The organism is Psychrobacillus sp. FSL K6-4615, assembly GCF_038008225.1.
In the GTDB taxonomy this organism is placed as follows: domain Bacteria; phylum Bacillota; class Bacilli; order Bacillales_A; family Planococcaceae; genus Psychrobacillus; species Psychrobacillus psychrotolerans.
In genome coordinates this window covers 2,245,226-2,269,260 of record NZ_JBBOYQ010000001.1, presented here as the reverse complement: position 1 = coordinate 2,269,260, position 24,035 = coordinate 2,245,226, and the positions used below count along the sequence as shown (strand labels likewise).

Sequence of the window (24,035 nt, the reverse complement as noted above, 5' to 3'; positions counted from 1 at the left end):
GGGTTGTACTGTTGGATGCATTACTGGAGACCATTGTTGGCTGGTTATGGGGATTACCGCTCATATTTACTGTTCTTTTTGTAGGGCTTTATTTTACAATTGGAAGTAAATTGTTTCAATTTAGTTATTTACCACATATTTTTAAAGAAACATTTGGTAAGCTTTTTGGTAAGAAAGAAAAATCTGAGGATTCCAAAGGGATATTAACACCATTTCAAGCTGTTGCTACAGCCATTGGTGGAAGTGTTGGGGTAGGGAATATCGGTGGTGTTGCTACTGCAATTGCAATTGGTGGACCTGGAGCTGTTTTCTGGATGTGGATTACTGCATTACTAGGTATGATAACAAAAACAGTGGAAGTAACTTTATCTGTGTACTACCGAAATACGGACGAAAAAGGGAATCCTTATGGCGGACCAACTTATTATATGGAAAAAGGGCTCGGAGAGGAAAAGAACTTTAAATTTTGGAAGGTTCCTGCCATTCTATTTGGTGTAGGTATTTTCACAACTTTCTTTATAACCCTTCAAAATTATACGATTTCAGAAGCAGTTAGCTCCACGTTCGATATTGGGATGATTCCTGCTTCCTTTATCTATTTGACTATTATATATATCATTATTTATGGAGGCATTAAACGGATAGGTGAGATTGCTTCTTTGCTAGTCCCGTTTATGTGCATGTTCTATGTTATTGCTGGACTTTATATTATTTTTAAAAATTATACAGAAATTATTCCGGTCTTTTCTTTAATTTTCGATAGTGCATTTTCTGGTATGGCTGCAGTAGGAGGGTTTACAGGAGCAGCCATTGCTCAGGTAATTCGCATGGGGGTTGCTCGTGCCGTGTATAGTAATGAGGCTGGTTGGGGTACTTCACCAATGATTCACTCAACCGCAAAAACTTCCCATCCGATAAAGCAAGGAATGTGGGGTGCTATGGAGGTATTCGCAGATACGATGATTGTATGTTCTATCACTGCGTTTACGATAATCATAACAGGTGTTTGGTCTTCAGGTTTGGATGGAGCAGCTCTAACATTATCTGCATTTGAGATTGGAATTGGGGAAATTGGTAGATATATAATAACTATCTCCATTTTCTTATTCGGGCTAACAACCTCTACAGGTTGGTATACGTATTATGAAATAATATTAAGGCATTTATTTAATAATGAAAAGAAGCTTGCATTAAAGTACAAAATTTTAACCTTATTTAAATGGTTATATCCAATTCCAGGGTCATTAATGGTAATTTATGCAGTAATGAATGATATGCCTGGGAAAGCTGTTTGGTATTTTGCTGATATTACGACAGCCATCCCTACGTTTGTTAACTTAATAGTAATACTCTTCTTAAGTAAAAAATTCTTTGAACTGCTTCGTGATTATAAAGCAAGGTACTTAAATATAGGGATTGTTGATCCTGACTTTAATGTGTTTTATGAGGATAAGGTAAAAAAAGGAATTTATAAATAGCTTAATACTAAGGGCAAATCGTGGAAATGCGGTTTGTCCTTTTGAATATGAATTAAATGGAGAGACTTAAATATACTCTCGTGCAAGGTCAACACTTTTAGATTGTTTATAACTAGAAGTATCGGGAATCTATTAAGTAAGGCAAGTTATTAAATATGAACAAAAGGAGAGTAAACAAATGACTAACCAAAAATGAAGAGAAACGATAGGCTGAAGATTCATCACTACATAAGAGCAAGCAAGTAAAAATGATGAAGTAAAAAAAGAAATTGAATTCCCTAGATCCTTTTCCGACTAGGCGCATTTCTTTGTTCGATTCAAAATTTCAATAAGATTGTATCGGTGTATCTAGAATAAATGATATAGTGTATATAATTGAGTACATACATAAGCTAGTGAAGGTGGCGAATTATAATGAAAAAAAAGAATCATCCCATTATGAAGGATGAAAACGTCATTTTATTCCCTGGAATGATCGAAAACTATGTTGAAAAGGGACTTAAATTTGCGGAAGAGAATAACTTTATGGAAGCGGTCTCTTGTTTTGACGAGGCTAACAAATATAAGGAACTGAGTGACATGGTCCAAAGTGTCTACATTTTATCTTTGCTAGAAACAGGAAGAGCTACAGACGCCAAGAAAATATGTGAAACTCTTTACGAAAAAAAGTCTCCTTTTTTTGAACAGGTTATAGAATTATATTTGACAATATTACTTGACCTAAAAGAATACAATCAGTTAAACGAAGTATTAGATGGATTAATGAAGGATTCCACCTATACTTTTCAGCAGAAGAAAAATTTTAAACAGCTTAAAGAACTAAGCATCAAGATGTTATCAGACACAACCCTCTCAGTAGATGAAGAGGTCCACATTCAAATGGACAATGACCAGTTTAAATTAGTGAACTTTAAAAAACTACCTTATGGACAACAAGAACAATTATTACAAATGGCATTCCAAACAGATGTAATGGTCATATCGAAGGATATCATTACAATCATCGAAAGCTCTGATATCATTCCTACTATTAAATCACTAGCTCTTTTACTTCTTGGAGCAGCGGGAGTACAAAATGAGGTTACCGTAGAAAAGTTCGGGTTTAAGGAAACGGTAATTCCGACAGCACCTCCAGAAAGCACAGCGGTTGATCGAGTAGAATCTATCAAACAATATATGGAGAACTCCTTATCCAAAGATCCTACTAAGCTTGAAATGACCTTGGAAATGGTTCATCGCCATGCATATACCTTGTTTCCGTTTGACTGGGTAGGATATACTAATGAAACAGTAGCTAACAAATACATGGAATATGTAGATGCATTATTTGGGAATAGTGAATTGGAGCCTGATGAGTTCTTTCAGTTACTCATTGAACTGGAAAAATCAGTAGAAGTTTTGAGTTAGGAATAATGTTGAAACTCTATTCATCTATGCTATAATATACAAGTTGTCAATATAATTAGTGAAAAACTGCGCTGTATAAGTATATGCAGGGTGCTAAATTATTGTAAATTATTATTTGGAGGTAGAATATATGTCAATGGATCAGACTGTAAAATGGGAAAAACAAGAAGGTAATAATGGTTTATTAACTGTAGAAGTTACTGCACAAGAAGTATCAAAAGGATTGGATCAAGCCTTTAAAAAAGTAGTTAAACAAATTAACGTACCAGGTTTCCGTAAAGGGAAAATGCCTCGTCAAATGTTCGAAAAAATGTATGGTGTGGAATCATTATTCCAAGAAGCTTTAGATATTATCTTGCCACATGCATATGGACATGCTGTTGAAGATGCTGGAATTGATCCAGTAGACCAACCAGAAATCGATATCGTAACAATGGAAAAAGGACAACCTTTAGTATTCACTGCTAAAGTTGTTGTAAAACCAGAAGTAACTCTAGGAGACTATAAAGGTCTTGAAGTAACTAAACTAGAAGAAACTGTTACTGATGAAGAAATCGACGAGCAATTAAAAAGTAATCAAACTCGTTTAGCTGAATTAGTAGTAAAAGAAGATGCAATCGTTGATGGCGATACTGCGGTAATCGACTTCGAAGGATTCGTTGATGGAGAAGCTTTTGAAGGTGGAGCAGGAACAGATTATCCACTAGAAATCGGTTCTAATTCTTTCATTCCTGGTTTCGAAGAACAATTAGTTGGTGCTAAAACTGGAGATGCAAAAGATGTTGAAGTAACATTCCCAGAAGAATACCATGCTGCTGAGTTAGCAGGGAAATCTGCTACATTTAAAGTAACTGTTAAAGAAGTTAAAGGTAAAGAATTACCTGAACTTAATGATGACTTTGCTAAAGAAGTAGATGCTGAAGTAGAAGGTATCGACGCTTTACGTACTAAACTAAAAGAAGCAACTGCTGAAGAGAAAAAACAATTAGCTGCTCAAACACTACGTGATACATTAGTAGAAGCTGCTGCAGAAAACGCAACAATTGATATTCCTGAAGCAATGATCAAATCAGAAACGGACCGCATGTTACAAGAATTTGGTCAACGTTTAGAGCAACAAGGTATGAACTTAGATCTTTACTATCAATTCTCTGGTCAAGACGAAGAAGCATTACGTACTCAAATGACAGAAGATGCTAAAAGTCGCGTAAAAGTTTCATTAACACTTGAAGCAATTGCTAAAGAAGAGAAAATTGAAGCAACTGAAGAAGATATCGTTGCAGAACTAGAAAAAATGAGCGCACAGTTCAATATGAAGCTTGAAGATATTAAACGTGCACTTGGTGGTACAGACGTTCTTGCAAATGACTTACGTTTCCAAAAAACAGTTGAATTCTTAGTGGAAAACGCTAAAATTTCTTAATTTTAAATTCATACGTTGTTAATACTAATAGAACAAGGTACAGCATTCAGAACTGTGCCTTGTTCTATCATATACATAGATTTTTCAATATTAAAAACATACTTAAACGTATTATTTGATTACTTGATGAGAATCTTGTAACATAATTGCTTGAATAGGGGTGAATATTTTGTTCAAATTCAATGATGAAAAAGGGAACTTAAAATGTTCTTTTTGTGGTAAACCACAAGAACAAGTTCGTAAGCTAGTAGCAGGACCAGGCGTATATATATGTGATGAATGTATCGACCTTTGTTCTGAAATCGTAGAAGAAGAGCTAGGAATTGAAGAAGAAGTAGAGTTTAAAGAAGTTCCAAAACCAAAAGAAATTTTAGCTATATTAGATGAATATGTAATTGGACAAGAACGAGCAAAAAAATCACTTGCAGTTGCAGTTTATAACCATTACAAACGCATTAATTCCAATAGTGTCATTGACGAAGTAGAATTAGCTAAATCAAATATAGTATTAATAGGTCCAACTGGTAGTGGTAAAACATTGCTAGCCCAAACACTTGCAAGAATTCTTAACGTACCATTTGCAATTGCAGATGCAACTTCGTTAACAGAAGCAGGATATGTAGGGGAAGATGTTGAGAATATCCTTTTAAAACTAATTCAATCAGCTGATTATGATATCGAACGTGCTGAAAAAGGAATTATATATATAGATGAAATTGATAAAGTAGCTCGTAAATCAGAGAATCCTTCTATTACACGAGATGTTTCTGGTGAAGGTGTACAACAAGCACTTCTTAAAATATTAGAGGGTACTGTTGCAAGCGTACCACCACAAGGCGGCCGTAAGCATCCGCACCAAGAGTTCTTACAAATTGATACAACGAATATTCTTTTCGTTGTGGGTGGAGCTTTTGACGGCATCGAACAAATCATCAAACGTCGTTTAGGTGAAAAAGTTATTGGTTTCGGAGCTGATCCGAACAAAGTAGAAGTTGCTGAAGGTTCAGTACTTTCGCAATTAATACCAGAGGATCTATTGAAATTTGGTTTAATACCAGAATTCATCGGACGTCTGCCAGTACTTGCAAGCTTAGAGCAGTTAGACGTGAGTGCATTAGTTCAAATTCTAACAGAACCGAAAAATGCTCTTGCTAAGCAATATCAAAAAATGATTGAGTTGGATAATGTGAAGTTAACATTTGAAGATGATGCATTGATAGCTATTGCTAAAGAGGCAATTGAACGTAAAACTGGTGCTCGTGGTCTACGTTCAATCATTGAAAACATCATGCTAGATGTAATGTTTGAATTGCCATCTAGAGATGACATAGTCGAATGTATCATAACGAAAGAATCTATTACAGATAAGGCCAAACCTAAGTTGTTATTAGAGGATGGTACAGAATTAGATAAAGATAATGAAAAAACATCGGCTTAATTAGCCATTGAAAAAGCTGGCTTCCATCTGCGCGTGCTTAGCGCATGCAAGGATGTCAGCTTTTTCAACTTCAAAGGAACTTTTTTTATAACAAGCATTATTGATGAAACTACGGACAGAATAAGTTGGAGGTGACTACCCAAATGACTAAAGAAAATAAAGTATTTTATCCAGTGTTGCCTCTTAGAGGCTTACTTGTTTATCCTACGATGATTTTACATATAGACGTAGGACGTGAACGTTCTATAGCTGCACTCAACGAGGCGATGATTCGAGAGGAAAAGTTATTTCTATCTGTTCAAAGAGATATGACCATCGAAAAACCTGATATGGAAGATCTGTATGATGTAGGTATCATTGCAAAAGTAAAACAAATGGTGAAATTGCCAAACGGTACAATGCGGGTTTTAGTAGAAGGATTACAACGTGGTATTTGGGATGATTTTAATCATCTTGATACATTCGACGAAGTTGCAGTTACTGCATTTATTGAGCCAGAAAAAGTGGATCAAGAAGACGAGGCACTTATGCGTACGCTAGTACATAATTTTGAAAAGTATTCAAAATCATCTAAGAGTGTCTCCGAAGAAACGTTCAATTCAGTAACTGATATTGAAGAACCAGGTCGTTTGGCGGATATGGTAGCTTCACATCTGCCATTGAAAATTTCTGGTAAACAAGAAATATTAGAAATAATGGATGTAAAAGAACGTTTAGAATGGTTAATAAGTCGTTTATACAATGAACAAGAAATATTAGACTTGGAAAAGAAGATTAATACACGAGTCAAAAATGCGATGGAAAGAACACAAAAAGAGTTCTATCTTCGTGAACAGATGAAAGCGATTCAAACCGAACTTGGCGATAAAGAAGGTAAAACCGGGGAAGTAGCGGAACTCAAAAAGCGTATTGAAGCAGCAGGTTTACCTGAAGATACGAAAAAGAATGTGTTAAAAGAATTAGATCGCTATGAAAAACTTCCTACGCAGGCTCCAGAAAGTGGGGTTATACGTAACTATATCGATTGGATCGTTTCTATTCCTTGGTCTAAATCAACGGAAGATCAGTTAGATATAAAGCGTTCTGAAAAAATATTGGATAGAGATCACGATGGATTAGAATCTGTCAAAGAGCGTGTGTTAGAGTATTTGGCTGTTAGACAGTTAACTAAATCTTTAAGAGGTCCAATTCTTTGTTTAGCAGGTCCTCCAGGTGTTGGTAAAACTTCCTTGGCAAAATCTATTGCGGAGTCTTTAGGGCGTAACTTTGTTCGTATCTCACTTGGTGGTGTTCGAGATGAATCGGAAATTCGTGGACATCGAAGAACCTATGTAGGCTCAATGCCAGGTCGCATTATTCAAGGGATGAAAAAAGCAGGAACGATTAACCCGCTGTTTTTACTGGATGAAATCGATAAAATGTCGAATGACTTCCGAGGAGATCCTTCCGCTGCGATGCTAGAAGTATTAGATCCTGAACAAAATAATTCATTTAGTGATCATTATATCGAAGAGACATACGATCTTTCAAATGTTCTTTTCATCGCTACTGCAAATGATTTAAGTACTATTCCTGGCCCTTTACGTGATCGTATGGAGATTATCTCCATTGCTGGTTACACGGAGTTAGAAAAGCTCTCTATCGCAAAGAATCATTTATTGCCTAAACAGTTAAAAGAGCATGGTCTAACAAAAGGTCAACTACAACTGAAAGACGATGCTTTACTAGATGTAGTCCGACATTATACAAGAGAAGCGGGAGTCCGTAGTTTAGAGCGAGTACTTGCAAATCTCTGTCGTAAAGCTGCTCTTCAAATTGTTTCAGGTGATAAAAAGAGAGTTTCCATTTCAACGAAAAATCTTGAAAACATTATCGGTAAACGAAAATTTAGGTATGGTCAAGCGGAAACAGAGAACCAAATAGGGGTAGCAACAGGGCTAGCTTACACTACTGTTGGTGGTGATACTCTTCAAATTGAGGTTTCGTTATCTGCGGGAACTGGCAAGCTCCAATTGACTGGTAAGCTAGGTGATGTGATGAAGGAATCTGCGCAGACTGCATTATCTTATGTACGTTCAAAAGCAGAAGAGTTTGGAATTGATCCAACATTTTATAAAAACAAGGATATCCATATTCACGTTCCGGAGGGTGCTGTTCCGAAGGATGGACCTTCAGCAGGAATTACTATAGTTACAGCTCTTGTTTCGGCATTGTCTAAGCGACCTATTAAACGTGAAGTAGGTATGACAGGAGAAGTAACGCTTAGAGGTAGAGTATTACCGATTGGCGGTTTAAAAGAAAAGACACTAAGTGCACATCGTGCAGGTTTGACGACTATTATTTGTCCGGCAGACAACGAGCGCGATATTGAAGATATACCAGAAAGTGTTCGCGAAGTATTGACGTTCCATTTTGTTTCCGATGCTGAAGAGGTGCTTCAACTGGCTCTAGAGGAGGCATAATTATGAAAATTCATAATGTAGAATTATTAATCAGTGCAGTAAGACCAGCGCAATATCCAGAAGGTGATTTACCTGAAATAGCTTTAGCTGGACGGTCGAATGTAGGAAAATCATCTTTTATCAATAAGATGATTGGTCGAAAAAGTATGGCCCGAATTTCATCTAAACCAGGTAAAACACAAACATTGAACTTTTACAAATTGGAAGAGTCTTTAATATTTGTCGATGTACCTGGTTACGGTTATGCTAAAGTATCGAAAACAGAACGTGCTGCTTGGGGTAAAATGATTGAAACTTATTTTACCTCTCGCAACATTTTAAAAGCAGTTGTTTTAATAGTGGATTTAAGACATCCACCTACAGGTGATGACTGTATGATGTATGATTTCCTAAAGCACTATAATATTCCTTGTATTGTTATTGCTACAAAGGCTGACAAAATTCCTAAAGGGAAATGGGATAAGCATAAAAAGATAGTGAAAGATGAACTGCAAATGGATAAAACAGATCCATTAATTGTTTTTTCTTCTGACACTGGTTTAGGTTTCGATGCAGCTTGGGCTGAGATTGAAAGTAGAATTTTAGACTAAGACTACTTCCGGTTAATGGATAGTATAGTAACTATCTTTATAAATAATAGTATTGAATTTTAGTGAGTGAGTTCTTGAGCGATATATGTCGATCAAGGACTTGCTTTTTTAAGGACATTAAAAGCAACCAAAAGATACTTTGGTTGTTTCACCTAACATTAAGATAGAGAACTTAAATGGCATAGATCTACCTAATTGGAATTTCTACCTTATTAAGTTCTTTATGAAAGTACATAGAAGAAAGATTAAAAACTATCCATTCAGGGAATACCAAGCTTACATTCGTTTATATTGTTTGAATTGTCCTACTTTTATTATTTGAATCAGAATGTTTGAATTGACGAATATTGTTTGTTATTATTAATTTATAATAATTCTAAATAAGATTTCATACGTTGTTCACAAATAAGCAAGGAACTAGCGTGAAGCTATGATATAATTGGATTAATGAATTGAACGTGAAGGGGAGACCTATTCCATGCATACAATCGTGGTTGGTGTCAATTATCGTACTGCTCCTGTCGAAATTCGGGAGAAACTGTCGTTTGTAGAAGCGGAGTTACCTAATGCGATGCAGGCACTACAAGACCAAAAAAGTATATTAGAAAATGTCATCGTATCTACTTGTAACCGTACGGAAATCTACGCTACTGTAGATCAACTTCATACGGGTAAATACTATGTAAAGCAATTTTTAGCGAATTGGTTTGATATTCCGTTAGAAAGTTTATCTACCTATTTATTTGTTCACGAGGATGACCAAGCGAATAATCATTTGTTCCGCGTTACAGCGGGCATCGATTCGATGGTACTTGGGGAAACACAAATATTAGGACAAGTGAAGAAAAGCTTCCTAAATGGACAAGAAAACGGAACTACAGGAACTGTTTTCAACCAATTATTTAAACAGGCAGTCACGTTTGCCAAACGTGCACATGCAGAGACTGCAATTGGAGAAAACGCTGTTTCCGTTTCTTATGCAGCAGTAGAGCTAGGGAAGAAAATATTTGGTTCACTAAATCATAAGCACGTCGTAATTTTAGGTGCTGGGAAAATGGGCGAGCTTGCGATCCAAAATCTTCATGGTAGCGGAGCTGAAAAGGTAACGGTGATTAATCGTACTTTTGAGAAAGCGAAGGAACTTGCTTCTAAGTTTGACGGCAATGCTAAACCGATGGACGAGCTTCAATGTGCATTATTAGAAGCTGATATCCTTATCAGTTCAACTGGTTCAACTGAATTTGTAATTGATCTTGAACTAATGCAATTTGTAGAGCGTCTTCGTAAAGGGAAGCCTTTGTTCATGGTAGATATAGCTGTACCACGTGATTTAGATCCACGTATAGGCGATCTTGCTAATGTGTTCTTGTATGATATTGATGATTTACAAGGAATCGTGGAAGCTAACTTAGCTGAAAGAGAACGTGCTGCTCAGCAGATTAATCTCATGATCGAAACGGAAATTGAACAGTTTAATGACTGGGTAACGACGCTTGGAGTAGTACCAATTATTTCGGCTTTACGTCAAAAAGCGAATACGATTCAGTCTGAAACTATGGCGTCAATTGAAAACAAAATGCCTAATTTAACGGATCGTGAACGTAAAATATTAAATAAGCATACTAAATCAATTGTCAATCAGCTATTAAAAGAACCAATTTTACAAGTAAAAGAATTATCAGTAGCAAAAGATCCTGCTGCACAACTTCAACTATTCCAACAAATCTTTGGTATAGAAGAAGATGTACAAAAGGAAGTTGCTATGCAAGCAGAAAAAGCAAAAATCAATTTAAAGCAAACTTTAATGGATTCGCAAAATTTAAAAGAGAATTTATTATATAACTAAGTAAAGGAGGCGTTTTAATATCTGTATGGAGACAAATAGATATTACAAACGCCTTTTTACTATGTAAAAGGAGAATAACATGACTGATCTGACGATGACAAGGCTTCATGAGATTATGGTCATTCTTCAAGCTATAAGCCTTGTCTTTTACTTTATAGATTACTTACAAAAGGATCAACGAGCACATCGGTTAGCTGTATGGTTGCTTTTTGGGGTTGGTACATTACAAACAATATTTTTAGTTATGTATATGGTGGAGATGAAGCGTTTTCCAATTCTTTCGTTGTTTGAAGGGATATACTTTTATGCTTGGCTCATCATTATGCTTTCGCTTGTTTTACAGTTAGTATTTAGATTGGACCTTCCAGCATTCTTTATGAATTTGATTGGGTTTATTTTTATGACGATACATACGTTTGCACCAAATCCGATGTCTCAATCGTTAGTAGGAGATAACCTTAAATCGGAATTATTATTCATCCATATTATGTTTGGATTATTAGCTTATACAGCTTTTGCTTTATCATTTGTTTTTTCGACATTATACTTAATCTTATATAAAGTGCTAAAACAAAAAAAATGGACAAAACAATTCACGCGATTGCCTTCACTGCAACAAGCTGCAAACGGAATGAGTCTGTCCATTTTAACAGGAATTCCATTATTGTTTGTAAGTTTAGTTCTTGGGTTAGAATGGGCATATATATCATTAGAGGGTTTTCCACTTTATGATATAAAGATAGTCAATTCTTTTATAGTGTTAGTGATTTATATTCTTGTTTTATTGATAAGAAAGTCAGCAAAGATTATAGGGACAAATTATGCTTGGATACATATTTATGCCTTTCTATTTGTTTTGATAAATTTCTTATTAGGTAGTCGATTATCACAATTCCATATTTGGTATTAAAGAAGGGAAGCGGCATTTTTGCGTAAAATTATTGTAGGATCTAGACGAAGTAAGTTAGCATTAACTCAAACAAATTGGTTCATTCAACAGATGAAAGATATGGGGGCACCTTTTGAGTTTGAAGTGAAAGAGATTGTGACAAAGGGTGACCAAATTTTAAATGTTACGCTTTCTAAAGTTGGAGGTAAGGGACTTTTTGTAAAAGAAATAGAACAAGCTCTTTACGACAAAGAGATCGATTTTGCAGTGCATAGTATGAAAGATATGCCTTCTGAATTACCTGAAGGTTTAGTAATGGGATGTATTCCAAAACGTGTGGATGAACGGGATGCATTTATATCTACAGGACATGTGAAATTCGCTGACCTTCCAACAGGAGCGGTAGTAGGAACAAGTAGTTTGAGAAGAAGTGCTCAGCTATTGTTGTTAAGACCGGATATCGAGATTAAATGGATTCGTGGTAATGTAGAGACACGTTTGAAAAAATTGCAAGATGGTGAGTATGATGCGATTATTTTAGCTGCAGCAGGTTTAAAACGTTTAGGCTGGAGCGATGAGGTCGTTACAGAATACTTAACTACGGAGGATTGCATCCCAGCAGTTGGACAAGGGGCTCTAGGTATTGAATGTCGCGCGGATGATCAAGAGTTAATCGATGAGCTTGGCAAACTATCTGACCATGACACATGGGTTGCAATAGAAGCAGAGCGTGCATTTTTATCTGCAATGGACGGTGGATGTCAAGTGCCAATCGCAGGCCATGCAACAATTAATGATGGTAAAATTACGATGACTGGACTAATTGCAGCGCCGGATGCATCCGTCGTATTTAAAGAAGTATTAACTGGAATGGATGCAGCTAGACTTGGGAAAGAACTTGCAAGTATTATGACCGAACAAGGAGCATACGATCTAATCCAACAAGTGAAGGCCGATTTGAATGTCTAATAAAACTCCTTTGATAGGTGAGAATGTCATTTTTACTGGCATTCTTAGATCAACGGAAGCATCAGATCTTGTGGAAAGATTTGGTGGGAATGCAGTTATTGCTCCGATGATTGCTACAAAGGAAATAGTTAGTTCTCATGATTTGAGCCTTTTACAGAGTTGTAACTTATATGATTGGCTTATCTTTACTAGTCAAAGTAGTGTAAAGGCATTTCATTCGAAAATGGTAAAATACCAACTAGATGCCAGTTTTTTTACAGCTAAAATTGCAGTAGTTGGTACAAAAACTGCAAGTGCTATTGAAGACTTAGGTCTTTTAGTCAATTTTACTCCTACTATATTTAGTGCAGATGTTTTTGTGCAGGAGTTTCCGGAAGTTGTATCCTCCACTGCGCGATGCTTATTTGTTAAAGGAAATCTTGCAAAAGATACAATAAAGAATGGTCTGTCCAATCATGTACAGGAATGGACTATTTATGAAACAGTTGAGTTAGAGGAAAACAAAGAAAAAGTGGAGAATCTATTAAAGAACAGCGAAAAATGTTCTATTATCTTCACAAGTCCTTCTACCGCCGAAGTATATCATCGCAGTATTGGGGCTTCCTTTGGGTATAATCATACAACTGTATGTGCAATTGGCCATATTACCAAGAATTATTTAGAATCTATGAATGTAACTGTGCAGGTTATGCCCGAAACTTATACCTTAAAAGATGTAATTGTTAAATTAGCGGAATGGAAAGGAAGAGTGCAATGACTGAATTATTTTTTCAACGTCATCGTCGTTTAAGACAATCAGCTGGAATTCGAGCAATGGTTAAGGAAACTTATTTACATAAGGAAGATTTAATCTATCCTATATTCGTAATGGAAGGCGAGAATATTAAAAACGAAGTATCTTCAATGCCAGGCGTTTTCCAATTCTCTCTTGACCGTTTAAATGAGGAAGTAGATGAAGTAGTAGACTTAGGAATTCCATCTGTTATTTTATTTGGGCTACCTGCGGAAAAAGATGCAGTTGGATCTGGGGCTTATCATAATCACGGAATTGTACAAGAAGCAATTCGTCAAATTAAAGCGCGTCATCCGCAATTAATAGTAATAGCAGATACTTGCCTATGTGAATTTACAGACCACGGACATTGTGGAGTAGTAGATGAAAACGAACGTATTTTAAATGATCCTTCGCTTGATTTGTTAGCAAAAACTGCTATAAGCCAAGCAGAAGCTGGTGCAGATATTATTGCTCCATCCAATATGATGGACGGCTTTGTAGCTGCAATTCGCCTTGGTTTAGATGAAGCAGGGTATAAGGATATACCAATCATGTCTTATGCAGTAAAATATGCATCGGCATATTACGGACCCTTCCGTGAAGCAGCAGACGGAGCACCAAAATTCGGTGACCGCAAAACGTATCAAATGGATTATTCTAATCGTATGGAAGCAATACGTGAAGCTTCATCCGACGTACAAGAGGGAGCAGATTTCCTAATTGTAAAACCAGCATTAGCATACTTAGATATTATTCGTGATGTAAAAAATACATTTGTTACACCGATTGTTGCTTACAATGTATCTGGAGAATATGCAATGGTAAAAGCAGCGGCAATTAATGGCTGGATCAACGAAAAAGAAACAGTGCTTGAAACACTAACAGGAATGAAACGTGCAGGAGCAGATATGATCTTAACCTATCATGCTAAAGATGTTGCCCGTTGGTTGGAGGGGAAATAATGACAAAATCATATGAGCAGTCTAAACAGGCATTTACAGAAGCAAAAGAACTAATGCCCGGTGGCGTAAATAGCCCCGTACGTGCGTTTAAATCCGTCGATATGGATCCTATTTTCATGGAGAGTGGAAAAGGTGCAATTATTAAAGATATCGATGGCAATGAATATATAGACTACGTTTTATCATGGGGACCACTTATTTTAGGGCATACGGAACCAAATGTTGTGAAAGCAATTCAACAGGTTGCAGAAACGGGAACAAGCTTTGGTGCTTCTACCTTAATCGAAAATAAATTAGCTAAACTAGTAATGGATCGTGTTCCATCCATCGAGATGGTTCGAATGGTTTCTTCTGGTACGGAAGCAACGATGAGTGCACTTCGTTTAGCACGTGGTTTTACTGGTCGTAACAAAATTTTGAAATTTGAAGGTAGTTATCATGGTCATGGAGATAGCTTACTGATAAAAGCGGGATCTGGTGTTGCAACACTAGGTTTACCTGATAGTCCTGGTGTTCCAGAGTCAGTGGCTAAAAATACAATAGCCGTACCATTTAACGATATAGAAAGCGTTCGTCATGTCTTTGAAAACTTTGGAGATGACTTGGCAGCTGTAATCGTAGAGCCTGTAGCAGGTAATATGGGTGTTGTTCCTCCTGTAGAAGGATTCTTAGAAGGATTACGCGAACTAACGGAGAAAAACGGAACGGTATTAATCTTTGATGAAGTGATGACCGGTTTCCGTGTAGGGTATAACTGTGCACAAGGCTATTATGGTATTACACCTGATTTAACTTGTTTAGGTAAGGTAATAGGTGGAGGACTTCCTGTAGGGGCATTTGGCGGTAAACGTGAAATCATGGAAATGATTGCACCAGCTGGGCCAGTTTATCAAGCAGGTACATTATCAGGTAATCCTTTAGCTATGACAGCTGGTTACGAGACATTAACACGTTTAAATGAACAAACATATGATTATTTTATCGAGCTAGGGGATATACTTGAAAAAGGGTTCCGAGAAGCAGCGACAAAATATAATATTCCGCATACAGTGAATCGTGCAGGTTCAATGATCGGTTTCTTCTTAACAAATGAAGATGTGGTAAACTTTGATACAGCGAAAACGTCTGATTTAGAATTATTCGCTAAGTATTTCCGTCTTATGGCAGAGGAAGGAATTTATTTACCACCTTCTCAGTTTGAAGGATTATTCCTCTCGAGTGCACATACTGTAGAGCATATAGAAAAAACAATTCAAGCATTCCATACAGTATTTGAAAAACTTTCGATGAACTAAATAGCAATTGGAGCCTTGCATTATTTGCAAGGCTCTTTTAGTCTAATGTAATTGACAAATATTGATTACTAAAATATAATTACTTACGAAAAGTAATCTACTAAGAATACTATAGAGATACTATTATGTTTTGGAGAAATGAGGATATAGAATGCCAAATGTGAAAGAAATATCTAATGATGTAGTAAATGTATTAAAAGATAAAATTAAAGTTATTAAGACTGATGAAAGTTCGATTTATCTAGTCGGACCAATTCGACTGCCGGTAAATTTAAATGGTAATACAGTTATATTCCAGTGGTATAGCTGGTTAAATAGTGATGAATACACAGAAGATATCAATCAAATAATAAGTAATTTATCCTCCTCTAACTTAGCTGAATACCAACAGTCTAGCGTGTTAGTATACGGAGACTTTAAAGAGACCGAGGAGTCACTAATCCGCATGCACTCCATCTGCCATACGGGGGATATTTTTGGGAGTAAGCGTTGTGATTGTGGTTTCCAATTAAAACAGTCTATGCAAATGATTGTTAACAACGGAGCTGGTGCTTTATTTTATTTAGCAAATCATGAAGGTAGAGGCATTGGTCTATTTAGTAAAGCAATGGCCTATATTCTACAAGAAAATGGTTCGGATACAGTAGAGGCTAATGAAAAACTAGGTTTTGTAGATGATTCTAGAAATTATGGAGATGCGATCGAAGTCTTAAAAGTATTGCGTTCGAAACCTGTTACATTGATAACGAACAATCCAAAGAAAGTAAAAGCATTAAAGGATGCAGGTTTGGCTGTAGCGGGGCGTACTCCATTATGGGGGGACGTTTCGGAATACAATGAAAAATACTTACACACGAAAATAAATCGTTCAGGTCATATGGAGGAAGAAGGTACTTTTCAAAATGACTAATCACGCATTTTATATGGATCTTGCCCTGCAAAATGCGAGAGCAATGAAAGGACAAACAGATCCGAATCCATTAGTAGGAGCAGTGATTGTAAATAATAATCGTATCGTTGGTATTGGTGCGCATATGAAACCTGGAGAGCCTCATGCAGAAATTCATGCTATTAGAATGGCAGGGGAGCATGCAAAAGGTGCTACGATTTATGTCACACTGGAACCATGTTCCCATCACGGAAGAACTGGCCCTTGTGCTGAAGCAATTGTTGCAGCAGGTATTAAAACTGTTGTCATTGCAACGCTCGACCCAAATCCAATCGTATCAGGGCGAGGAGTCAAAATTCTAGAGGATGCTGGGATAAATGTGATTACCGGTATTCAAGAGGAAGCTTCTAAAAGGATGAATGAAGTATTCAACAAGTTTATCGTAACAGAGAAGCCTTTTGTGACATTAAAATCGGGGATAACATTAGACGGTAAAATTGCCACACACTCTGCTCATAGTAAATGGATTACGTCGGCAGATGCACGAGAGGATGTTCATCATCTTAGAAATGAGCATTTGGCCATTTTAGTCGGGGTTAATACTGTTACGGAAGATAATCCAGAACTAACTACTCGTATTGAAAATGGTCGTAATCCGATTCGTATAGTTTTAGACTCAACATTGAAAATTCCTTTAGATGCCAAGCTTGTAACCGATCAATTAGCGCAGACGTGGATTTTTACAAGTGTAAATTATGACCATGATAAAAAAGAGAAGCTAATCAATCAAGGCGTTCAAGTGTTCCATACAACTGGAACTACCCATGTAGATGTACAAGAAGTCGTTCAAATATTAGGTGAAAAGTCTATCTCCTCTTTGTTAATTGAAGGTGGAGGGACGATCAATGCAGCATTTTTGGAAAATAAATTAATTGATAAAGCAGTTATATATATTGCACCTAAGTTAATAGGTGGTAAAAATGCTCCGACCTTTATGGAGGGTAGCGGTATTGACTTAATGAGTGATGCAGTTGAGCTAATCGATACGGAAATTCAAAAAATAGGGAAAGACTTTAAGTTTGTTGGTTATCCAACTTACAAATAAGATGTAATGGATGTGGCATATTAGATGAAATTTGGATTTGATATTGATGATACATTGATCAATTTAAGAGAACATGCTTTTCATATTTATAACGAAAAGTTAGGACAACAAGTGGAATTAGATAAATTTCATGCGTTAGATAGAGTTGAAATACATGAATTATTCGGATTGTCCGATGAAGCCGGCTCTAAAATGTGGAATGATACATTGGAACAAATATATTATACTAATTGTCCAGCATACCCAGATGCTGTAGAAACGTTAGTAAATCTACAACAACAGGGGCATGAGGTATACTATATTACGGCTAGACCAGCAGAACATCGTGAAAGAACGATGAATTGGTTAATGGAACAAGGATTCCCAGTCACAGAAGAAAAATTCTTTTGTGGCATGAAGGACCAAGCAAAGGTAAATATTATTCGGGACTTACAGTTGGATTATTATTTCGACGATAAGCCAGACGTATTAAACACATTAACAGATGATACATTACAAGTTTATGTGAAAACGCAATCGTATAACCAACATCTTACAATTCCAAGGTTAACAAATTGGTTAGAACTAAAGCAGATTGTGGATAAAAACAACGACAAAAAGTAATTCTAAGTGAAATATGTTCTATCCCTTTTGTTCTATTCATAAGTTGTCCTATAGAAGGAGGATGACTTATGACGACAAAAACCTGGGATGTAAAAGAACAATTTCGTTTTCCACCAAGCTTTGGGGTTCCGAAAGAAATTAAAAATGTTGCAGTAACTCCTCAATGCGAAGTCACTGAGAAGGAGAATATTATTCAAATAGTAGGTATATACCACATCACCTGCCACGTTAAGTTTGAGGAAGGTGAAGAGGAGCATCATGCTACGAGCGAATTCACCGAGATTGAAGACTTAGATCTGCAAGGTGAGGTCGGCTATTTTGAATATGCAGTACCAATGAGTATCGAATTCGGTAAAGACAAATTAAAAGAAGGTTCCAAGCCAACAGTTCAAGTGAACCATATTAACTCGAAACCAACAGAGCAAGCGGCAATTGAAGTTGGGTGGACTGTACACTGTGAATACGAGGAAGCTCCTGTACCCGTTCCAGTTAAACCAGTTGCAGAAGTAGAAGCACCAAACCCTGCTGAACCAGTTGAAGTGAAAATACCGCAAGGCGAGGAGTTCGAGCTTCAATTCATTTTAGATTTGGATGATGGATATTCAAAGCTGACATTCCCATCAAATAATGTTCTTGTAAAACAAAAAACAGATGAGTAGTAATAGTACCAATAAGAGGAAATCCCATGTGGTAGGCACGATTAGTACTCGTATTAATTGGAAAGTACAAATTGGAATACTTACATGCTTACAATAGAAACGTGTTTTACGTAACCAATCGGGCAATAAATATGGGTTATATCCTTTTCTCATTGTAATTCTCCTTTCACCATACTAGACTTGACGGCATATAATAATATCCTTTACAATGGAACAAATGAATAGAGATGCAATGAATGGGAAGAGTAGAATGATTTGGTTCTCAAAAGAAAGGAAACAATTTGCTGAAATGTTTCTGTTAACCGCCATTTGAAGGTAGCCCACGAGCAGTATTTGTGAACGTAAGTAGCAAATGCCGGTTTGAAGCCGTTATCGAATTGAGAGCGTGATGCGTTTTTTAGCATTCGCGAATAAAGGTGGTACCGCGAACAAACTCCTTCGTCCTTTAATGACGATAGGAGTTTTTTTATATTCGTTCAAATGTTGAACGAAAATAAAGCCTCCGGCGGATGTCACAGATTTTAAAGAGGAGTCAAGGAAGGCAGTCTAAGTTCGCGACGTCGTGTCGCAACGCCTACATGACCTACATCCTGTAGGCCTCAAGCTCGATTCAAAATCTGGACGCAATTACTCCGAGGCGTAATTGATATTCTTTTTTAGGAGGAACTGACAATGACAAACGAAACAACGATGTCCACAAAGTATGATCCGCAGTCGATTGAAAAAGGACGGTATGAATGGTGGTTAGAAGGAAAATACTTCGAAGCTCATCCAGAAAGCGATAAAGAACCTTATACTATCGTAATTCCACCACCGAATGTTACCGGTAAACTACATTTAGGTCACGCATGGGATACTACATTACAAGATATTATTGTTCGTATGAAACGTATGCAAGGATATGATGCTTTATGGCTTCCGGGTATGGATCATGCAGGTATCGCAACACAAGCAAAAGTAGAGGAAAAACTGCGTGCTGATAATATTACAAGATATGATTTGGGCCGCGAAAAGTTTGTCGAAGAAACATGGAAGTGGAAAGAAGAATACGCTGGTCATATCCGTGCACAATGGTCGAAACTTGGACTTGGGTTAGACTATTCGCGTGAGCGCTTTACTTTAGATGAAGGATTATCAAATGCAGTGAAAGAAGTATTCGTAAAGCTGTATAACAAAGGTTTAATCTACCGCGGCGAATACATTATCAACTGGGATCCAGCAACTAAAACGGCACTTTCTGATATTGAAGTAATCCACAAAGATGTACAGGGTGCATTCTATCATATGCATTACCCACTTGCAGATGGTACTGGATCAATCGATGTTGCTACTACTAGACCAGAAACAATGCTTGGGGATACTGCAGTAGCAGTACATCCAGAAGATGATCGTTATAAGCATTTAATCGGAAAAACAGTAAAACTTCCGATTATTGGACGTGAAATACCGATTGTTGGAGATGATTACGTTGATATGGAGTTTGGAAGTGGCGCAGTGAAAATTACACCTGCACATGACCCAAATGACTTTGAAATCGGGAACCGTCACAACTTACAACGTATTTTAGTGATGAATGAAGACGGAACGATGAATGGGAATGCAGCTACTTATAATGGAATGGACCGATTTGAATGTCGTAAACAAATCGTTAAAGATTTACAAGATGCAGGAGTTCTTTTCAAAATTGAAGAACATGCGCATTCAGTAGGACATTCTGAACGAAGTGGAGCAGTAGTTGAACCATATCTATCGACTCAATGGTTTGTTAAAATGCAACCACTTGCAAAAGAAGCTATAAAACTTCAAGAAGCAGAAGGAAAAGTGAATTTTGTACCAGATCGTTTTGAAAAAACGTATTTGCGTTGGATGGAAAATATTCATGACTGGTGTATATCACGTCAATTATGGTGGGGACATCGTATTCCAGCTTGGTATCATAAAGAAACTGGAGAAATTTATGTTGGGAACGAAGCACCAGCTGATCCAGAAAACTGGAATCAAGATAACGATGTCTTAGATACTTGGTTCTCCTCGGCATTATGGCCGTTTTCTACATTAGGTTGGCCAGATGCAGAAAACGAAGAGTTCAAAAAGTATTATCCTACAAATGCGCTCGTAACTGGTTATGACATTATATTCTTCTGGGTTTCTCGTATGATTTTCCAAGGGATAGAATTTACTGGTACTCGTCCTTTTGATGATGTTCTAATACACGGTCTGGTACGTGCGGAAGACGGTCGTAAGATGTCTAAATCGCTAGGAAATGGTATTGATCCAATGGATATTATTGATCAATACGGAGCAGATTCGCTACGTTACTTCCTAAGTACTGGATCATCACCTGGGCAAGATTTACGTTTCTCAACAGAAAAAGTAGAAGCTGTTTGGAACTTTGCCAACAAAATTTGGAATGCATCTCGTTTTGCATTAATGAATATGGATGGCTTGAAATTTGAAGAGATAAATTTAGATGGTAAAAAATCGGTTGCGGATGCATGGATTCTTACACGTTTAAATGAAACGATTGAGCAAGTAACAAGACTTTCAGATCGTTATGAATTTGGTGAAGTTGGTCGTGCGCTTTATAACTTCATCTGGGATGATTTCTGTGACTGGTATATTGAAATGGCAAAACTTCCACTTAACGGGGAAGATGAAGAAGTGAAAAAAATGACACGTTCCGTACTAGCTTATGTTTTAGACAATACTATGCGTCTATTACATCCATTTATGCCATTCATTACAGAAGAAATTTGGCAAAACCTTCCGCATGAAGGAGAGTCGATTACAGTTGCTGCTTGGCCGACTGTAATCGAAGCACTTTCAAACAAAGATGAAGCGGACAATATGAAGTTACTTTCTGAAATTATCCGCTCGGTTCGTAATATTCGTTCAGAAGTACAAACGCCAATGAGCAAAAAAGTTCCTTTATATGTTTCCGCGAAGGATGCAAATACATTAGCCGTATTAGAAGCAAATGCTAAGTATTTGGAGCGTTTCTGTAATCCAGAACCACTTGTAATAGGATTAGAATTAGAAGCACCTAGTCAATCAATGTCTGCTGTAGTTACGGGAGCGGTTTTATATCTTCCGCTACAAGGGTTAATCGATATTGATGCCGAGAAAGCTCGTTTAACAAAAGAGCTAGAAAAATGGGCTAAAGAAGTGAAGTTAGTTCAAGGGAAACTATCTAATGAACGCTTTGTTTCCAAAGCACCAGAGGCAGTAGTTGCAGAAGAACGTGCAAAAGAAGCTGACTATCTAGAGAAACACGCATCTGTATTGAAGCGTATGGAAGAATTAAATAATCTATAAAAAATTTGAGCGTGCACCCGATGATTTGGGTGCATGCTTTTTTTCGGGAAGAGTTCTCCAGATTCCAGTGGTTTTTCATGACATTCGGGTGATATTTCTATACATTCAGGTGATTCTCCGCTACTTTCCTGTGTTTCCATTCAAACGTCAAAAAAGAGAGGACGATTAAATCTCGTCTCTCTCTTTTTTTGTGAGTTTCTTATGAATATATTCCATTATAGGCTCTGCAATATCTTCTTTAGTTGTTTCGTAATAGGATCTTGCGCCAACGGGATCCTCGATTTCATTGAAAAGCCAGGTTTCGTCCGGTAATAGAAGAAAATCAATACCAATATAATCACTTTTAAGCGATTTAGCGATTTTCTCTACCTCTATATGTTGTTGTGAGTCTAGCATGTATTTTTCAACTGTACCACCTAGTGTGAAATTAGATTTAAAACTATCTTTTGGTCCAATTCTTTTTACAGCACCCACTACTTCTTCGCCGAGCATGAATACACGTACATCAGTAGCGTTTGTTTCAATATACTGCTGGGCGATAATCGTGTTTTCGGAAAACATATTTAGGAAGGAAGTGGCTTCTTTTTGGGTTTTAACTATTTCTACTTGCTTCCCGCCGTGGCCGTCGATTGTTTTTAGTATAATAGGATATTCATTAATCTCAGTATCAGTTACTATTTTTTTAGTTGGTACGGTTGCAATACCAAGAAGCTGTACAAGCTGTATTGCTTTTAATTTGTCATTGGCAATAACATTTACCTCTGCCCGATTGAACATTGGTATATTGCGTTGTTCTAATTGTTTTGCAAGTTGCGGGTTTCTGGAACGAAAGAATATAAAGTCTGCTTCTGGGATGGGACTTTGATCATCTACTACTTTTAACGTTAACGAATATTGACTCGAAGCATTTATTAATCGATCAATGAAGCTTCGGTTTCGTTCTATTTCGGCTTTTTCGTAAATGAGCAATCCATTCATACAACAGCTCCTATTTTAGATTGAATATATTCAATCATAGCGTCCCCAACATTTATACCAGTCACATTAAAGATGTTACGAATATGTGCAACGCCATTTACTTCACAAACGAGTGGTTCATCATTATCCCCAAACAACAAATCTACACCTGCGAACTCTGCACCTAAAGCTTCAGCAGCTTGGATTGCCACTTCCATTTGTCGGGACGTGAGAATAATAGGGGAGGCGGAGCCACCGTTTGTTATATTGGCACGGAAATCTGTTTGAGATTCGCGAAACATACAGGCAACGACTTGTCCGCCTACTACATTTACACGGATGTCTCTACCTCTACTATTTGCGATAAATTGTTGAAAGACATATTCAATTCCTGCAAGTTCCTCAATTTTTGCGAAGAATTGTTCTCTAGTTTCTATTAAATACACCTTCATACCAAATGAGCCATGTGCTTCTTTAATAATCATAGGTAATGGAATTACTTGCAACACTTGTTCAAAGTAACCTGATTCTTGTATAGAAAATCCTGGATATACTTTAGGTGCTACGATGGTAATTGGCATTGGCACCCCGGCATTTGCCAACATCATGTATTGTCTTGCTTTATTATCGCAGATTTCTATAACATTAGGATCATTAAATACTGGAATACCCTCATTTTTTAAATACTGGGCAAGCAAAATATCTTTGTCTAAAAACACGACAAAATCTGGTTTAGCATGTAACCTTTGCTGGACATTCATCAGCACTTCATAATTTTTCACTAAAATGGCTTGAATATCATGTCTATCCGCCGCTTCCTTTAACAGAAGAGCTTGATCGATAAATTTATCATGTGTAAGACTACCGTTGTATACGATCCAACATGTTTGCATAATGAATGACCTCCACTAGTACGTGTTATAATGTGTTCACAAGAAGTTTAGCACGAAATTTAATCAGACGGAATAGGGTG

At 36.9% G+C, this 24,035-nt stretch carries 19 protein-coding genes and 1 other annotated feature; of the genes, 17 read left to right on the top strand and 2 right to left on the bottom strand.

Annotation, left to right across the window (positions count from 1 at the left end):
* The first annotated feature begins 11 nt into the window (after positions 1-11).
* The 17 genes from MKX53_RS11280 (at position 12) to MKX53_RS11200 (ending at position 22,105) form a co-directional block, all read left to right on the top strand.
* Positions 12-1,478, top strand: coding sequence for an alanine/glycine:cation symporter family protein (locus MKX53_RS11280; protein ID WP_340911318.1), 1,467 nt, complete (start codon positions 12-14; stop codon positions 1,476-1,478).
* 414 nt (positions 1,479-1,892) lie between these two features.
* A complete protein-coding gene (locus MKX53_RS11275; RefSeq protein WP_340911315.1) occupies positions 1,893-2,885 on the top strand; it encodes a hypothetical protein in 993 nt (330 codons plus the stop codon).
* Between the two features lie 136 nt (positions 2,886-3,021).
* Positions 3,022-4,308, top strand: coding sequence for a trigger factor (gene tig / locus MKX53_RS11270; protein ID WP_340913331.1), 1,287 nt, complete (start codon positions 3,022-3,024; stop codon positions 4,306-4,308).
* A 169-nt stretch (positions 4,309-4,477) separates the two neighbouring features.
* A complete protein-coding gene (gene clpX, locus MKX53_RS11265; protein ID WP_093536975.1) occupies positions 4,478-5,746 on the top strand; it encodes an ATP-dependent protease ATP-binding subunit ClpX in 1,269 nt (422 codons plus the stop codon).
* 143 nt (positions 5,747-5,889) lie between these two features.
* Positions 5,890-8,208 carry an endopeptidase La gene (gene lon / locus MKX53_RS11260; RefSeq protein WP_340911313.1) on the top strand — a complete coding sequence of 773 codons (2,319 nt, stop codon included), beginning with the start codon at positions 5,890-5,892 and terminating at the stop codon, positions 8,206-8,208.
* A 2-nt stretch (positions 8,209-8,210) separates the two neighbouring features.
* A complete protein-coding gene (gene yihA, locus MKX53_RS11255) occupies positions 8,211-8,798 on the top strand; it encodes a ribosome biogenesis GTP-binding protein YihA/YsxC (protein ID WP_093536977.1) in 588 nt (195 codons plus the stop codon).
* Between the two features lie 478 nt (positions 8,799-9,276).
* On the top strand, positions 9,277-10,644 hold the full coding sequence (gene hemA / locus MKX53_RS11250; protein WP_093536978.1) for a glutamyl-tRNA reductase: 1,368 nt from the start codon (positions 9,277-9,279) through the stop codon (positions 10,642-10,644).
* A gap of 79 nt (positions 10,645-10,723) precedes the next feature.
* Positions 10,724-11,554 (top strand): cytochrome c biogenesis protein CcsA, encoded by an 831-nt coding sequence (gene ccsA / locus MKX53_RS11245; RefSeq protein WP_340911311.1) that lies wholly within the window; start codon positions 10,724-10,726, stop codon positions 11,552-11,554.
* An 18-nt stretch (positions 11,555-11,572) separates the two neighbouring features.
* A complete protein-coding gene (gene hemC, locus MKX53_RS11240; protein WP_340830991.1) occupies positions 11,573-12,502 on the top strand; it encodes a hydroxymethylbilane synthase in 930 nt (309 codons plus the stop codon).
* A complete protein-coding gene (locus MKX53_RS11235) occupies positions 12,495-13,259 on the top strand; it encodes a uroporphyrinogen-III synthase (RefSeq protein ID WP_340911309.1) in 765 nt (254 codons plus the stop codon). Before hemC ends, MKX53_RS11235 begins: the two co-directional genes overlap by 8 nt.
* Positions 13,256-14,239 (top strand): porphobilinogen synthase, encoded by a 984-nt coding sequence (gene hemB / locus MKX53_RS11230; RefSeq protein WP_340911307.1) that lies wholly within the window; start codon positions 13,256-13,258, stop codon positions 14,237-14,239. Before MKX53_RS11235 ends, hemB begins: the two co-directional genes overlap by 4 nt.
* Positions 14,239-15,534: a glutamate-1-semialdehyde 2,1-aminomutase gene (hemL, locus tag MKX53_RS11225; RefSeq protein WP_340911304.1), complete on the top strand. Its 1,296-nt coding sequence runs from the start codon at positions 14,239-14,241 to the stop codon at positions 15,532-15,534. The genes hemB and hemL overlap by 1 nt, the downstream gene beginning before the upstream one ends.
* A 151-nt stretch (positions 15,535-15,685) precedes the next feature.
* Positions 15,686-16,444 carry a GTP cyclohydrolase II gene (locus tag MKX53_RS11220; RefSeq protein WP_093536984.1) on the top strand — a complete coding sequence of 253 codons (759 nt, stop codon included), beginning with the start codon at positions 15,686-15,688 and terminating at the stop codon, positions 16,442-16,444.
* On the top strand, positions 16,437-17,528 hold the full coding sequence (gene ribD, locus MKX53_RS11215; protein WP_340911302.1) for a bifunctional diaminohydroxyphosphoribosylaminopyrimidine deaminase/5-amino-6-(5-phosphoribosylamino)uracil reductase RibD: 1,092 nt from the start codon (positions 16,437-16,439) through the stop codon (positions 17,526-17,528). Before MKX53_RS11220 ends, ribD begins: the two co-directional genes overlap by 8 nt.
* A gap of 24 nt (positions 17,529-17,552) precedes the next feature.
* Positions 17,553-18,131 (top strand): 5' nucleotidase, NT5C type, encoded by a 579-nt coding sequence (locus tag MKX53_RS11210; protein WP_340911299.1) that lies wholly within the window; start codon positions 17,553-17,555, stop codon positions 18,129-18,131.
* 68 nt (positions 18,132-18,199) lie between these two features.
* The gene (locus MKX53_RS11205; protein ID WP_093536987.1) at positions 18,200-18,790 is read left to right on the top strand and encodes a hypothetical protein; all 591 of its coding nucleotides are present in this window, start codon (positions 18,200-18,202) and stop codon (positions 18,788-18,790) included.
* A gap of 223 nt (positions 18,791-19,013) precedes the next feature.
* Positions 19,014-19,239 (top strand) — a binding site (T-box leader).
* Positions 19,240-19,462: 223 nt separating this feature from the next.
* Positions 19,463-22,105: a valine--tRNA ligase gene (locus MKX53_RS11200; protein WP_340911295.1), complete on the top strand. Its 2,643-nt coding sequence runs from the start codon at positions 19,463-19,465 to the stop codon at positions 22,103-22,105.
* A gap of 165 nt (positions 22,106-22,270) precedes the next feature.
* Here MKX53_RS11200 and MKX53_RS11195 read toward each other — a convergent pair whose 3' ends face one another.
* Both MKX53_RS11195 and MKX53_RS11190 read right to left on the bottom strand, forming a co-directional pair.
* Positions 22,271-23,083, bottom strand: a complete 813-nt coding sequence (locus tag MKX53_RS11195; RefSeq protein WP_340911293.1) for an ATP-grasp domain-containing protein — start codon at positions 23,081-23,083, stop codon at positions 22,271-22,273.
* The gene (locus tag MKX53_RS11190) at positions 23,080-23,955 is read right to left on the bottom strand and encodes an ATP-grasp domain-containing protein (RefSeq protein WP_340911290.1); all 876 of its coding nucleotides are present in this window, start codon (positions 23,953-23,955) and stop codon (positions 23,080-23,082) included. The genes MKX53_RS11195 and MKX53_RS11190 overlap by 4 nt, the downstream gene beginning before the upstream one ends.
* Between the last annotated feature and the right edge of the window lie 80 nt (positions 23,956-24,035).

What these genes read in the sequence shown, in the direction of transcription:
- MKX53_RS11275 (WP_340911315.1), top strand. Translation starts at nt 1,893, where the DNA reads ATGAAAAAAAAGAATCATCCCATTATGAAGGATGAAAACGTCATTTTA.
- tig (WP_340913331.1), top strand. Translation starts at nt 3,022, where the DNA reads ATGGATCAGACTGTAAAATGGGAAAAACAAGAAGGTAATAATGGTTTA.
- lon (WP_340911313.1), top strand. Translation starts at nt 5,890, where the DNA reads ATGACTAAAGAAAATAAAGTATTTTATCCAGTGTTGCCTCTTAGAGGC.
- yihA (WP_093536977.1), top strand. Translation starts at nt 8,211, where the DNA reads ATGAAAATTCATAATGTAGAATTATTAATCAGTGCAGTAAGACCAGCG.
- hemA (WP_093536978.1), top strand. Translation starts at nt 9,277, where the DNA reads ATGCATACAATCGTGGTTGGTGTCAATTATCGTACTGCTCCTGTCGAA.
- ccsA (WP_340911311.1), top strand. Translation starts at nt 10,724, where the DNA reads ATGACTGATCTGACGATGACAAGGCTTCATGAGATTATGGTCATTCTT.
- MKX53_RS11235 (WP_340911309.1), top strand. Translation starts at nt 12,495, where the DNA reads ATGTCTAATAAAACTCCTTTGATAGGTGAGAATGTCATTTTTACTGGC.
- hemB (WP_340911307.1), top strand. Translation starts at nt 13,256, where the DNA reads ATGACTGAATTATTTTTTCAACGTCATCGTCGTTTAAGACAATCAGCT.
- hemL (WP_340911304.1), top strand. Translation starts at nt 14,239, where the DNA reads ATGACAAAATCATATGAGCAGTCTAAACAGGCATTTACAGAAGCAAAA.
- MKX53_RS11220 (WP_093536984.1), top strand. Translation starts at nt 15,686, where the DNA reads ATGCCAAATGTGAAAGAAATATCTAATGATGTAGTAAATGTATTAAAA.
- ribD (WP_340911302.1), top strand. Translation starts at nt 16,437, where the DNA reads ATGACTAATCACGCATTTTATATGGATCTTGCCCTGCAAAATGCGAGA.
- MKX53_RS11210 (WP_340911299.1), top strand. Translation starts at nt 17,553, where the DNA reads ATGAAATTTGGATTTGATATTGATGATACATTGATCAATTTAAGAGAA.
- MKX53_RS11205 (WP_093536987.1), top strand. Translation starts at nt 18,200, where the DNA reads ATGACGACAAAAACCTGGGATGTAAAAGAACAATTTCGTTTTCCACCA.
- MKX53_RS11200 (WP_340911295.1), top strand. Translation starts at nt 19,463, where the DNA reads ATGACAAACGAAACAACGATGTCCACAAAGTATGATCCGCAGTCGATT.
- MKX53_RS11195 (WP_340911293.1), bottom strand. Translation starts at nt 23,083, where the DNA reads ATGAATGGATTGCTCATTTACGAAAAAGCCGAAATAGAACGAAACCGA.
- MKX53_RS11190 (WP_340911290.1), bottom strand. Translation starts at nt 23,955, where the DNA reads ATGCAAACATGTTGGATCGTATACAACGGTAGTCTTACACATGATAAA.